The sequence below is a fragment of the Bacillus paramycoides genome (assembly GCF_038971285.1).
Taxonomy (GTDB): domain Bacteria; phylum Bacillota; class Bacilli; order Bacillales; family Bacillaceae_G; genus Bacillus_A.
This window is the reverse complement of sequence record NZ_CP152427.1, coordinates 3,223,826-3,236,957: the sequence shown is the minus strand read 5'-3', so window position 1 is coordinate 3,236,957 and position 13,132 is coordinate 3,223,826. Positions and strand designations below refer to the sequence as shown.

The following is a 13,132-nucleotide window of genomic DNA, read 5'->3' as shown; positions in this document are numbered from 1 at the left end:
TTTTGGCATTGCTAGAGTGCTAGTGTTTTATGTAAATGTTTAGTTAGCATTCTTTTAATTATACCATAATATGTAAAATAGAACAGACTGCATATCCAATTTAAGGGAGATTGAAATTTTACTTATTGCCGTAAATTAGTATTTTTACAGTAGGTATATATCTTCTTTAGGAAATCCTTTTTCATATTTAAAATATGTAGTGAAATAAAACCAATAATTCCTATTCCACCAAAAATAAGCCATGGTGTATACATTCCGCTTAAGTTGGCTGTAAAAGATGTACCGGTATAATTACCGATGATAAAACCAAATGCGAGTGATAGTTGATAAAATCCGAAGTAAGTAGCTGTATAGGTTTCGTTACTGTAATTTGCAATAGCGATATCAGCGTTAGGTAATACGAGTGTTTCACCAATTGTAAATAAAATTACACAAATAAATAACCAATATGGGTGCTGGAATAAAGGGATGAGTAAAAAGGAAATGCCCATTAATAAAATACCGTATTTAATAATCGACAGCGTGTTGTATTTGTGAAATAGTTTTCGAAATAACACCATAAATATGACCCCTGTTATTGCATTTATCGTAATAACGAGTGTAGCAAGCTGATTGCTATTACTAATGTTTTTCATATGAAGTGGAAGTGCGACAGTAAGCTGAGTAAACATAATATAGAAGAAAATCATGATAAATGAAAACAGAAGAAAAGGTTTGTTTTGTAAGATAGCCTGTATTCCTAGTGTGATAGACGTATTTTCAGTAGTGACTTGGAAGTGATTTTTAAGTAAGTAAAAGATAAAAGCGAATAACAGCATAAGAGATCCTGTTAGAGAAAAAGCATAGATTGGATCGAGTAAGAGTAAGAACCCTCCGGCAATTGGTCCAATTATTGCACCGCAATTAAAACTAAGATTTAAATATGTAAATAAATTTTTTCTTGTATGAGCTGGTTGTGAGCCAAATATGGCGCGCGCAGCAGGTTCATAAAATGCAGTTCCGAAGCCGATAAGTGCAGAAGAAATAGAAATGGTATAGAAATCAGAGCATATTCCTAAAGCGATAAAGCCGATTCCTCTTAAAAATAATCCGGCTATCATCATAATGATATATCCTGTTTTGTCAGCAATTAACCCTGAGAATAATGGGATAACGCGTGATGTGATTGTCATAACCGTCAACACTGTTCCTACTTGGACAGCAGAAAAATGAAGAAAGGTTAATAGATAAATAGCTAAAAATGCGTATACCGCAAAATACCCAAAAGACATAAAAAATGAAGAAATAAGCATGAAACGTATCGGTAGTGAGAAACTTTTCATAGAACTCCTCCTAATATTGTAACCAGTAAAATGATTTGATGGTTAACTATTTTATATTATAATTATACATAAAGTCAGAAAAAAGTAAATTTTAAGAAGAAGGTGGATGGAATTGAATCAAAATGCACCAAATGAACTAGAATATATTCGGGAATTTTTAAATACATGGAAAATACCAAATGATACGAGAGAAGCAATTGATTTGTTGCAGACCGAAGATGATATAAAGCAATTTATGAACAAACATTTTCATGAAGAGTTTCCGTTTTATAGGATAGAGGAATTAAAAAGTTTTCGAGAAGACATTCGGATGACGATTGAAGGCGGAGGATCATTGCAAAAGTGGTTAGAGAAATATCCATTTCATGTACATGTAATGGAAGATATGAAAGGTATTACATATGAGCCTGTGCACGAAGAGAATATATATACAAAAGTATTAAGCATAGTTTTAATGGCAGTTCAAGAAAATTTGTGGGGGAGGTTAAAAGCATGTCCAGATTGCCGCTGGGTATTTTATGACAATTCACGAAATGGAAGTAAAAAATGGTGCGGTATGTACGCTGGAGAAGAAGGAGGAAGAGCGTGCGGTACGATTGCGAAAGTGAAAAATTACCGGGCGAAGAGAAAAGGAAGATCAGGTTATAATGTGTAATTTAAATTAGGGGAAGAAAATGGAATGGGGGAATGTAGAATATGAAGGGTACACAAATGTTAGCTTTAAATAAAAAGTGTTGGGATACAGTTGCGCCATATTTCTTTCAAGTAGATTGTTTGCCGAAATATGGTCCGTATACAGCGTCTGAAGACGAGATTCATTTGTTCGATTCAATTAGAAAGAAAAAGGTTCTTGATATTGGATGTGGAAGTGGGCATTCGCTGCAATATATGGCAGAGCATGGGGCGGAAGAGTTATGGGGTCTTGATCTTTCCAGTGAACAAATTAAAACAGCGAATGAAACGTTAAAGAGTTGGAATCCAAAGTTAATATGCGGAGCAATGGAAGAGGAATCGGATATTCCGAAAGGGTATTTTGATATTGTGTACTCGATTTATGCATTAGGTTGGACTTCGGATTTAGGGAAAACGTTAGAACTGATTTATTCATATGTAAAGCCAGGAGGAAGTTTTATTTTTAGCTGGGAGCACCCAGTATATTCAAATTTACAGTATGGTACAGAAGAAATTGCTTTCAAGTCTTCTTACCATGAGGAAACGCCTATTACATTTGAAACATTTAAAGGTGAAAATGTACAAGCGACATTATATAAGAGAAAAATAAGTACATACATAAATGAGTTAAACCGAGCAGGATTTATAATTGAGAGAATAGAAGAGCCTGAACCATCGAGCTCGTTTGATGGAGAACGAGCTGAGCCGTCTACGAAATATTATTCTTTATATAAAGCTAGAATGGTGCCAACTACCTTTATTATTAAGGCGAGGAAATGAAAAATACAGCGTACGCTTTTTTCAGCGTACGCTGTATTTTATTAAAGGTTAGTACTTATCTTTTCGGTTGAAAAATATGCTGAAAGAAGTATTTGTGATGCAAATTATCTACAACTTTATTTGCTTGATATGTGCGGTGTTGTTCGAGTCGAAGTCTTTGCTCCATCATTTTTATTGCGTGATCAGATAAACGTAACATTTTACATTTCTCCTTTTCTATAAATATAGGTGACTATTTGATATCGATCCCATATTTATAATTAAGGAGGCAAAATGTGTAACATAGGCAAAAAGCACCTTCCTCTCCCATTACGCTTACGAGGTTAGCTGTCGGACTCGGGAAGTGAGAGTTTCCCTACTTAAATAAGATTCGCCCCAAGTAGCATAGCTACAAAAATGGTTCCCCCGCTCCAAAATTTGGACTCAGCAAAAGGTTTTATAAAGTAAAAGATAACATAAGTCAATCGATAAGTCAAACTATTTGTTGTTTTCTGATTTTTTTGAGGGAGGTTAAAACTACACCATCGGGTAATATGATATCCTTTACTTCAATAAATCCATGTTTTTTATATAAAGACAGAGCGGGGGTATTTTCTTTTCCTGTTTGTACAATATATGTTTGGGAAGGGGAGAACATGTCAAATACATATAGTAGTAATTTTGTTGCAATCCCTTTATGAAAATGATCAGGGGATACTACTAAACGATGAATATCAACTTCCTCTTCATCTACTTTAAAAGAAATAAACCCAGCAAGTGTATCTTCATAAAAATAGCCGTAAAACATTTCATCACAGGATTGAATATCGGCTACAGTATCATAAAGGCGAGGGATAACCGTACTATTTATATATTTTGCCTCGATTTCATAAGCGGGTATTTGAATGTTTAAAATAGAAGTAGCGGTGTTGCGGGAAGTTGTTATTAATTTTTGAATCATAGGGTAAAACCTCCTTGTAGACTTTATTTTCATAGATTTGACAAGATTTTTCTTTTTTGGATATAATAATTACATAATAATTTAGTATGAAAAAGAAATACACCATAATAGAAATGGAGGACTAAAAATGGGATGGATTATCACATTAATAGTTGGTGCTATTATAGGTGCAATTGCAGGTTCTATAACGGGTAAAAATTTTCCGGGTGGTATGTTTGGAAATATTATCGCAGGTTTATTAGGTGCTTCGTTAGGTGGTAGATTATTTGGATCTTTTGGGCCATCATTTGGTGGGATTCATGTTGTGCCAGCATTATTAGGTGCAATTGTATTAATTCTTATTGTATCATTTGTAGTGAAAGCTGCAAAGAAATAGAGATATAGATTATGACGAAAAGCCCTGAATAAGGGCTTTTCATCTTTCGAAGAGGTGGTTTCGTTGGAGAAATTAAATATAAGAAAAAGAGATAAGTTGAAAAAGTTTTTTAGAGAACACAATTATTTAGCAGTGCTACTTGGGTTTGCACTATTGTTCATTAATATTTTATTACTAACAAAAATATCATTTGTTTTTACACCGTTTATCGTCTTTTTAAAGACAATTTTCTTCCCGGTATTATTAGCGGGTGTACTATTTTATATTTTGCATCCATTCGTTTCGCTTCTCGAAAAGAAAGGTGTATCAAGAATTGTATCGATAGCTTCTATATATTTAATAGTAATAGGATTATTTGTATTTTTAGTCTTGACGGTTATTCCTATTATTAAAGATCAAATTGATGCATTAATAGATAACTTACCGTATTTCGGTCATGAAATTGAGAGAGCAGCACGTAGATTTGGAGAAAGTAATTTATTAGGAAAAATTCAGGAGAATTTAAATATCGATGTAGCGAGTATGGTAAAAGACTACACAGTTGATTTTACGAAGTCGTTATCATCAGTAACTGGAAATGTAACTGGATTTTTAAGTACTATTACAGAGGTCGTTTTAACATTTGTAATGGTTCCATTTATATTGTTCTACCTTTTAAAAGATGGTGAGCAATTACCGAATCACTTTTTAAAGTTTATTTCAGAACAAAGACAGCCAGCAGCGATGAGAATACTAGATGATATGCATTATGCGATTAGCTCGTATATTAGAGGGCAAATTATTGTTAGCTTGTTTATCGGAATTATGCTATTAATTGGTTACCTTATTATTGGTATTAAATATGCGGTACTGCTTGCAATTTTAGCGATGATTGTAAATATCGTTCCGTACGTAGGGCCAATCATCGCAATTACACCAGCTTTAATTATTGCGTTTATTGACTCACCAGCAATGGTGTTAAAAGTAATTATCGTTATGATGGTTGTACAATTAGCAGAAGGTAAATTTATTTCTCCGCAAGTTATGGGGAAAAAGTTAGATATTCATCCAATTACAATCATATTTATCATTTTAACTGCTGGAAACTTATTTGGTATTATGGGGATTATTTTAGCGATTCCAGGGTATGCGATATTAAAAGTGTTAGTGACACACGGGTATAGATTTGTTAAGTTGAATACGTAGGAAAAAGAGCTAAAACAGAATGTTCTGTTTTAGCTCTTTTTTAGTAACAATTGATTTGCAATTTCGCTGTGTTTTTAAATTGTAAATCAATTCTGTTTTCGTTAAACAGAAAATTCAGTTTTAGATAAAAGAGAAATGTGATAAACTGTAAAAAATAACGAAAAGCGATGAAAGAGAAGAGTACATATTCGAAACTTTTCAGAGAGCTGATGTGTGGTGGAAATCGGTAAGGGATGAATATGGAATGGGCTCTAGAGCTTCTAGCTGAAATGAGTAGGCAAAGACGGTTACTTCACGTTAAGAAGTTGAAGTGAGCTATGATGATAGCTAATGAAGGTGGTACCGCGGGAGTCTCTCGTCCTTTTTAAGGATGAGAGGCTCTTTTTATTTTTGGAAAGGAGGAGTTAGGATGAGCGAAAAAATAATGTTAACAGGAATTAAGCCGACAGGTTACCCGCATTTAGGGAATTATATTGGGGCAATTAAACCTGCACTGCAAATGTCGAAAAAGAATGAAGGAAAAGCATTGTACTTTATAGCGGATTATCATGCGTTAAATGCTGTACATGATCCAGAGAAGTTCAGTAATTATACGAAAGAGGTAGCAGCTACTTGGTTATCACTCGGACTTGGTGAAGATGTTATTTTTTACAGGCAAACAGAAGTGCCGGAGATTCTAGAATTAGCTTGGATATTAGCTTGCCTAACTCCGAAAGGGCTTATGAACCGTGCCCATGCGTATAAAGCGAAGGTGGAGCAAAATAAAGAAGCAGGTTTAGAGTTAGATGCAGGAGTGAATATGGGATTATATACGTACCCGATTTTAATGGCTGCTGACATATTACTATTTCAAGCAACTCATGTACCAGTCGGGAAAGATCAAATTCAGCATATTGAAATCGCGCGTGATATTGCGACGTATTTTAATCATACATTCGGCACGACATTTACACTTCCGCAGTATGTCATACAAGAAGAAGGTGCCATTTTACCTGGTCTTGATGGAAGGAAGATGAGTAAAAGTTACGGAAATGTGATCCCGTTATTTGCAGAACAAGAAAAACTACGAAAGTTAATCTTTAAAATTAAAACAGACTCCTCACTTCCGAATGAACAGAAAGAATTAGAAACGTTATTTACGATATATAAAGAATTTGCGACGGAAGATGAAATACTGTTGATGCGTGAAAAGTATGAAACTGGCATTGGATGGGGCGATGTGAAAAAAGAGTTGTTTCACGTTGTAGACCGCGAATTAGCCGGACCTCGTGAGAAATACGCTATGTATATGAATGAGCCAAATTTATTATACGAAGCATTAGAAAAAGGTGCTGAGCGGGCAAGAGAAATCGCGAAGGTAAATTTAGCAAAAATAAAGAAACGGATTGGATTTGAGAGGGAACGTTAAGCGTTCCCTTATTTTTTTAGATAATCTGTAATAATCCTTTCAATAACAGGAGGAAGATTATTAGGTAATTCATCAAGTGAAAAGAAGCGTAGTTCTTTTGATTCACTTTGATCGCATACAAGTTCACCATGAAATTCTCGGCAAATATAAACAACGAATACACCATGTACTTGATCGCCGTTTGGATAGATTTGAAAGAAATCTGGCCCTGAGTATGTACGGAATAGTTCTGGATTTTTAATAATAAGTCCAGTTTCTTCAAACACTTCTCGTTTTAAAGCATCTTCTAACGTTTCGTTATATTCTAGGGCGCCGCCAATAATACTCCAGCTGTTAAAATCCGTACGGAGCTGCAGTAATATTTCATTTTTCTCATTTAATATAATAGCGTGTGAGCCAATTAAAATAAGTGGTTGATTGCCTACTAGATTTCTCATATCTTCAATATAACCCATGTCATTGCTCCTTGTATTTAATAATAGTTAGGAAGTTCTTTTAACATTCTTTCTGTTTTACGTGCAGTAAAGGCTAAGTTATGGTCATCTTTCGTTCTGAAAAATAATGTGCGTAAAAAGGTTTTAATGTTGGCACATAAAATACAATATTCATTTAGCGAAAGGCGTTTTCTAATTTGAGGAAGCCTTTTTATTTTTTTATGAATAATTGAAATTAACTCATCTTGCCGGAAATCATGATATAGCATCGATAGTAACGGCGTAACAATTCGTTCATCTTCATTGTTATGAAAAAGGTCAGATGGAATGAAGATTTTATTTAATAAACAATGAATTAATTCTTCGTACCACTCAAAAGTCGTATAGGAATTGTGAACAATTTCAGTAAAGGCATCAGATACGTGTGCAAGACAATGAGCCCATCCTTTATTTTCAATATAGCCTCGAAAATCCGTTTCTAAGTTTGTGTATGTAATGAGTTTGTTTTTTATTTCTTCGATATCCTCCTCTGTAAAAAAATAGTGCGAGTTAGCGAATTGGAGTATTAACGCAATTAACGAAACAGTGTAAGAACGTGTGAAAACCCCATCTGTATGTGGGGAGTAAATGTCACAATATAAATACTCATCACTTAAACAAGTTTGCAACAGTAATTTTAGCTGATCATCCATAAGGAATTCATGATGAATGAAATGCGCAAAACATTTATATATAAGTTGGTAACGAACGTAACTATCAGTCGTTCCGATATACTGAAGCATGTTGAGTGTTAACTCATTTATATCTATATGTTGCAGTTGCGTATAGTCATTTTGTTGTATAAGCTCTAACTGTTGTTGTAACGTTGTAATATCCAATGGAGAACCTCCTCCGCACTTTAAAGATGCGATGTTTTCTAGTATTCTATATATTCAAGGACAATCCTGCTCATGCAAGGAGAACAAATAGAAATTCGAGTATGACATAGATGAGGGAAGTATATGATGACTATAGAACAGTTAGAAAAACATTTTAAAATAAGAAGAAATGCTTCTTCTATCATGATAAAAGAAAATAATGCAGAGCCTTTTACAGAAGCGCAATTAAAGGAAATCATGCAATATTGCGTTGCTGAGGCTGAAAAAGAGGGAATAGAAAACTTACATTTTGAGATTTCGTCAAAAAGTCCCAATTACGATGTGTATAAAAAATGTTTCGAAACGTATTCATTTGAATATGTTACCGAAAACATGATTGTGTTTAAGGATATATATGAAGTAGAAGATGTAGAAAGTGAAATTGATTTTAAGCTGATTGAAGAAGTAGGAGAAGATACATTTTATTCTCTTTGGAACGAAATGACGGAAGAGCAAGTCACTTATGATCAATTTGTAAATATGATGCTACAAGAAATTGGTGAGCAGTGGAAAGAACATTGTTTAACCGCGAGTATCAATGAAGGGCCGATAGGAATTGTAATTCCGCATATTGAAAGAGGAACGTTAGAAGAAGGAAAACTCATGTATTTCGCAGTCGCTCCAAATATGCGAAATAAAGGATACGAAGCAGCATTCTTTACAGGAGCAATGTTTGTCTTAAAAGAAATAGGTGCATCTTATTATATTGGCGAGACAAATGTACAAAATGAGTGGATGAAGGATGTTTTTGAAAAGGACGGATGTCAGCTGCTAAGTTGTACTGAGCGATATGTGAGGGTGTTTTAGGAGGATGAAAAAGGTTCTTGAACTTGTTTAACGGGAATCCGTGTACAACTTATGAACAAATAAAAGAACTTTTTGCCTCTTTGTAAGATAAAAAGAAAAATGAGAACGACAAAATAGATATTCCTATAATACAATAAAGAAAGATTCGATTATATGAGAAAGCGTTGGTGAAAGAATGGAGCAGCAAAGAAATGGGTTACAAGCAACTGTACAAAGAAATGAAGATAATACGTTACAAATAAAGTGGGAAAATAATATAGAGGAAGTTCGCATTTACTGGAGTACTTTGCCAGATCATATTGAAGAAAATGGAGAATTACTTGCAACGGTAAATGGAGAATCATCATGTACACTTGTAAACCCAAGTGAAAATGAGCGTCCATATTTTAGACTAGTAGGTAGTAATGGACAAGCAGTGACAGTAGCTGAGCGTAGATTGCCATTACAAGGCGCGTTTAACTTCCGTGATATGGGAGGATATGAAACGACAGATGGCCGTAAAGTAAAATGGGGCAAACTGTACCGTTCTGAAGAATTAGCAGGACTAACAGAGTGGGATATCGACTATTTACAAAAGTCTGGCTTAAAGTTAATTTGTGACTATCGTACAGACTTTGAAGTGAAGCATAAGCCGAATCCAGAGATTACAGGTGCTCGTCAAGTGTGCTTACCAGTTATGCAAGACTTAGCGAAAGATTTAAATATAAATGAATTTTTCCAAGTTGGTGACCTTTCTAAGTTAGGGAAACCAGGCGAGTATCTTGTGAAAATGAATCAAGATTTCGTAAGTGGTAATGAAGCATTCGTGAGCTTCTTAAACTTAGCGCAAAACCCAGAAAACTTACCGTTAGTAAACCATTGTACAGCTGGAAAAGACCGTACTGGATTTGGCTCAGCACTATTATTACTTTTACTAGGTGTACCGGAAAAAACAGTAATGGAAGATTACTTACTAAGTAACGGTTTCCGTGAAAAGTTAAATGAAAAAATGATGGCCTTTTTAGGTGCAAAATTACAAAACGATGAAAGTAGAGTAATATTAGGTGCAATGTTTGAAGCACGTGCTGAATATTTACAAGCTGCGATTGATGAAGTGAAAAAGCAATACGGTTCAGTTGAAGCGTATGCTGAAAAAGCAATTGGCTTTACGAAAGAGTCGTTAGAGGAAATGAAAGAGTTATTGTTAGAGGATAAATAATGATGAGGGAGGCTGATTGGATTAGCCTCCTTTTCTTATTGTTGTTATAATTTTGTTTAGGAGGATTGTTGTGCACCGGGGGATAAAATGATTCATACACGTGTAAAAGCAGAGGGGTTAAAAGAGAAGCTAGCAACAATACTAAGTCAAGATTATAAGGAACTGGCTGTTCAGAATTTAAAGGTGATTGGAACGGGAGTGCAAAATATTGTTTTTCGGGGAGATTCAGAAAAGGGAGCTTTAGCTTTTCGAGTGCCGTGGGAGAGAGAAGTAGAAAATATAAATGAAGATTTATTTAATAGTCGGATTTCATTAGAAAAGGAAGCAGAGCTCTCTGAGTTTTGTCATTCAAAAGGTATTCCAGTGCCAAAGATACACGGATTGCATCTTTCTACCGAACTTGATTTTTTAATTTTGGATTGTGTGTGTACAGATCATATGCCAATTTCTGCGTACAAAATAGGCGAATTAGTTAGTAAGCTTCATAGTATGCCAAATGAAGATTTACATTACGAACAAAACATTAGAGAGCTCATTAGTAAGTATATAGCAGAACGAATTGTGAAACGGGTAGAAGGGTTTAATACAATCACGAACTGTGGAATGAAACTTCCAGATACGAAAACAATTGAACATATTCTTAGTACAGCAGATTATGAAAAGTGCTTACTACATATGGATATTCGACCGGCCAATTTAATTGGATATAATGGAGAGGTTAAAGCGATAGTTGATTGGGATAACGCTCTAATTGGTCACCCATTACTGGAGCTTATGAGAATAGCTGAAACAAATGAGGTTAGTTGGGATGAATTTAAAGATGGATATAAGAATGATAGTATCTTTAACGCTACTCCTCATATTGTTAGTTTATTTTATAGATTAGATACAGCGGTCATGCTTGCAAACTTATTTATAGCACATTTGAAAATAGAAGATAAAGGTGTATTCTATAAAGAGCGGGTTAAAGCAATCCATCACGAAATATATAAAAGTTTATCCCGTTTTAATGGGCAGTAAGACCCCCACCTCAAAATTCAGCGAGAGCAAAGAATTTAGGTGGGTGATCAACTGCCCATAAAAGTCCGATTGGTTCAACTAATAATCAGTGGGGGATGAAGAAAACCCCCACTGATTAAAGTTTCACTTTATAAGCTATGAGAATAAATTTTTGAAATAGAATTGAGGAGAAAGAACATCATGAAATACAAAGTTATATTATTCGACGTAGACGATACATTATTAGATTTCCCTGAAACGGAAAGACACGCATTACATAATGCGTTTGTACAGTTCGGGATGCCTACAGGGTATAATGATTATCTTGCAAGTTATAAAGAGATTAGTAATGGATTATGGAGAGATTTAGAAAATAGAATGATTACGCTAAGTGAATTAGCGGTAGATCGATTTAGACAATTATTTGCCCTTCATAATATAAAAGTAGATGCACAGCAATTTAGCGATGTATACCTTGAAAACTTAGGGAAAGAAGTACACCTTATAGAAGGTGCAGTGCAATTATGTGAGAATCTACAAGATTGCAAGTTAGGTATTATTACGAATGGATATACGAAGGTGCAACAATCGAGAATTGGAAATTCGCCTTTATGTAATTTCTTTGATCATATTATTATTTCAGAAGAGGTTGCTCATCAAAAACCAGCACGTGAGATTTTTGATTATGCATTTGAGAAGTTTGGAATTACTGATAGGTCAAGTGTACTAATGGTCGGAGATTCACTAACTTCTGATATGAGAGGCGGAAAAGATTACGGCATTGATACGTGTTGGTATAATCCGAGTTTGAAAGAAAATAGGACAGATGTTAAGCCGACTTATGAAGTGGAGAGTCTGCTACAAATTTTAGAAGTTGTGGAAGTGGTTGAAGAAAAGGTAGCTTCATTTTAATTGTGTTGATATTTGTCGATAAGTCGATATTCTTTGTCGAATCGTCGATATATCGAAAAAATCGTTGATATATTTTGAGTTACGGTAGATATATTGGAAAAATCGTCGATATAATTTGAGTTGCATTCAATTTATATCGATAATCGGTGTAACAACTAGAGGTGAGTAAAGAATGTTAACGTTTTTATTTGAGTTAGACAAAAGTATTCCGCAGAAGGATGAGCCACGGTATGCCGCTTATGCAAATGGCTTTATTGAAGGGGATTTAACGATTCTTGTCGGTGACAGCGTACTTTTTCAGAAGTCATGTATGAAGGTTGCAGAGCTTGGTATTTATTTAGGACAGTGGATGGAACAAGTGCAACATGGGCAGAACGAACAGTTGAATTATGAAACGAGTGATCGTGAGGAAGTAATTCTTGGATTCTTATACGAAGAGGAAGATCAGTGGAGAGTTGCTTCCAGTTGGCAGCAATTTGAACTGCAAGAGCGTATATCCACTACAGCGTTAGTAGAAAGCGTTGGGCGTTATTTGAATGAGCTAAATAAGGAACTGCGCGCGATAGAATATCCTGTGACGTTTGATCAGTACTTAAGAGGAGAGCGAATGATGCAGCTTTCTTATAAACGACCGTGTGATAGTAAGGCGGATACGATGTCAATAGAGGTTTATAATGAAAGCGAAAAAGTAGGCGCAGTACGGGGCTATTATAAAAATACGTTGATGAAAGTACTAGATTTCATTCCGAAAGTCGGTAGTAATATTATTTATGAAATAAAGGATAGTAAGGACAATATTCGCGTCATTGCAAAGGATGTAAGTAGGCAGCGTCAAAGAAGGATTTTAGTAACGTACATCGATCATCATGATGCAGAACATGAAATACTTATATGTGACGGAAAGTTATTAGATGCAAATTTCTTATTTACCTTTACATATAAGAGGGAAGAATATGTTGTTCACAAAACTCCAATTGGACTTGGAAAGTTATTACGAAACGGCTATGTAATCGCAGAATGGAATATTCGTCTTGAGGAAGATATGTATGATATTGAGATGAATGTATATGATGAGAATTATATAGAGGATCAATATTTATTGTTAGGCGTATTTCATGCGATTTTGTATGGGTAATCATTGTATACACGAAAAATACCGGCATTCTTTGTGAAAAGAATGCT

General features: G+C 34.8%; 15 protein-coding genes, 1 riboswitch and 1 other annotated feature. Of the genes, 10 read left to right on the top strand and 5 right to left on the bottom strand.

The features are described from left to right. Positions 1-122: 122 nt before the first annotated feature. Positions 123-1,322: an MDR family MFS transporter gene (locus AAG068_RS16635; protein ID WP_342715058.1), complete on the bottom strand. Its 1,200-nt coding sequence runs from the start codon at positions 1,320-1,322 to the stop codon at positions 123-125. Between the two features lie 112 nt (positions 1,323-1,434). On the opposite strand from AAG068_RS16635, the gene AAG068_RS16630 reads away from it, so the two are divergent. Together AAG068_RS16630 and AAG068_RS16625 are read left to right on the top strand one after the other, a co-directional pair. After that, positions 1,435-1,977, top strand: coding sequence for a CGNR zinc finger domain-containing protein (locus tag AAG068_RS16630; RefSeq protein ID WP_342715057.1), 543 nt, complete (start codon positions 1,435-1,437; stop codon positions 1,975-1,977). A gap of 41 nt (positions 1,978-2,018) precedes the next feature. Beyond that, positions 2,019-2,774 (top strand): class I SAM-dependent methyltransferase, encoded by a 756-nt coding sequence (locus AAG068_RS16625; protein ID WP_342715056.1) that lies wholly within the window; start codon positions 2,019-2,021, stop codon positions 2,772-2,774. Between the two features lie 55 nt (positions 2,775-2,829). Here the strand turns inward: AAG068_RS16625 and AAG068_RS16620 are convergent, their stop codons facing one another. Together AAG068_RS16620 and AAG068_RS16615 are read right to left on the bottom strand one after the other, a co-directional pair. Continuing rightward, positions 2,830-2,973: a hypothetical protein gene (locus AAG068_RS16620; protein ID WP_000945246.1), complete on the bottom strand. Its 144-nt coding sequence runs from the start codon at positions 2,971-2,973 to the stop codon at positions 2,830-2,832. A gap of 97 nt (positions 2,974-3,070) precedes the next feature. Then, positions 3,071-3,213, bottom strand: a riboswitch (cyclic di-AMP (ydaO/yuaA leader). Between the two features lie 33 nt (positions 3,214-3,246). Then, entirely contained in the window at positions 3,247-3,714 is a 468-nt protein-coding gene (locus AAG068_RS16615; protein ID WP_342715050.1) for a GNAT family N-acetyltransferase, read from the bottom strand. A gap of 127 nt (positions 3,715-3,841) precedes the next feature. Between AAG068_RS16615 and AAG068_RS16610 the strand changes: the two genes are divergently transcribed. From AAG068_RS16610 to AAG068_RS16600, 3 genes are all read left to right on the top strand, one after another. Next, entirely contained in the window at positions 3,842-4,090 is a 249-nt protein-coding gene (locus AAG068_RS16610) for a GlsB/YeaQ/YmgE family stress response membrane protein (protein ID WP_000539720.1), read from the top strand. 63 nt (positions 4,091-4,153) lie between these two features. After that, a complete protein-coding gene (locus AAG068_RS16605) occupies positions 4,154-5,275 on the top strand; it encodes an AI-2E family transporter (protein WP_142337473.1) in 1,122 nt (373 codons plus the stop codon). A 158-nt stretch (positions 5,276-5,433) separates the two neighbouring features. Then, positions 5,434-5,641: a binding site (T-box leader), on the top strand. Between the two features lie 43 nt (positions 5,642-5,684). Then, on the top strand, positions 5,685-6,683 hold the full coding sequence (locus tag AAG068_RS16600; protein ID WP_342715047.1) for a tryptophan--tRNA ligase: 999 nt from the start codon (positions 5,685-5,687) through the stop codon (positions 6,681-6,683). 8 nt (positions 6,684-6,691) lie between these two features. Here AAG068_RS16600 and AAG068_RS16595 read toward each other — a convergent pair whose 3' ends face one another. Continuing rightward, on the bottom strand, positions 6,692-7,138 hold the full coding sequence (locus tag AAG068_RS16595) for an NUDIX hydrolase (protein WP_342715046.1): 447 nt from the start codon (positions 7,136-7,138) through the stop codon (positions 6,692-6,694). 17 nt (positions 7,139-7,155) lie between these two features. Then, positions 7,156-7,995, bottom strand: a complete 840-nt coding sequence (locus tag AAG068_RS16590; RefSeq protein WP_342715045.1) for a DUF2785 domain-containing protein — start codon at positions 7,993-7,995, stop codon at positions 7,156-7,158. 123 nt (positions 7,996-8,118) lie between these two features. On the opposite strand from AAG068_RS16590, the gene AAG068_RS16585 reads away from it, so the two are divergent. The 5 genes from AAG068_RS16585 to AAG068_RS16565 all read left to right on the top strand — a co-directional run bounded on the left by AAG068_RS16585 (position 8,119) and on the right by AAG068_RS16565 (position 13,085). Beyond that, entirely contained in the window at positions 8,119-8,841 is a 723-nt protein-coding gene (locus AAG068_RS16585; RefSeq protein ID WP_342715044.1) for a GNAT family N-acetyltransferase, read from the top strand. A 175-nt stretch (positions 8,842-9,016) separates the two neighbouring features. Then, on the top strand, positions 9,017-10,039 hold the full coding sequence (locus AAG068_RS16580) for a tyrosine-protein phosphatase (protein WP_342715043.1): 1,023 nt from the start codon (positions 9,017-9,019) through the stop codon (positions 10,037-10,039). A gap of 87 nt (positions 10,040-10,126) precedes the next feature. After that, on the top strand, positions 10,127-11,059 hold the full coding sequence (locus AAG068_RS16575) for a phosphotransferase family protein (RefSeq protein ID WP_342715042.1): 933 nt from the start codon (positions 10,127-10,129) through the stop codon (positions 11,057-11,059). A 180-nt stretch (positions 11,060-11,239) separates the two neighbouring features. Continuing rightward, on the top strand, positions 11,240-11,950 hold the full coding sequence (locus AAG068_RS16570) for a YjjG family noncanonical pyrimidine nucleotidase (RefSeq protein WP_342715040.1): 711 nt from the start codon (positions 11,240-11,242) through the stop codon (positions 11,948-11,950). A 172-nt stretch (positions 11,951-12,122) separates the two neighbouring features. Continuing rightward, entirely contained in the window at positions 12,123-13,085 is a 963-nt protein-coding gene (locus AAG068_RS16565) for a tubby C-terminal domain-like protein (protein WP_342715039.1), read from the top strand. The last annotated feature ends 47 nt before the right edge of the window (positions 13,086-13,132 follow it).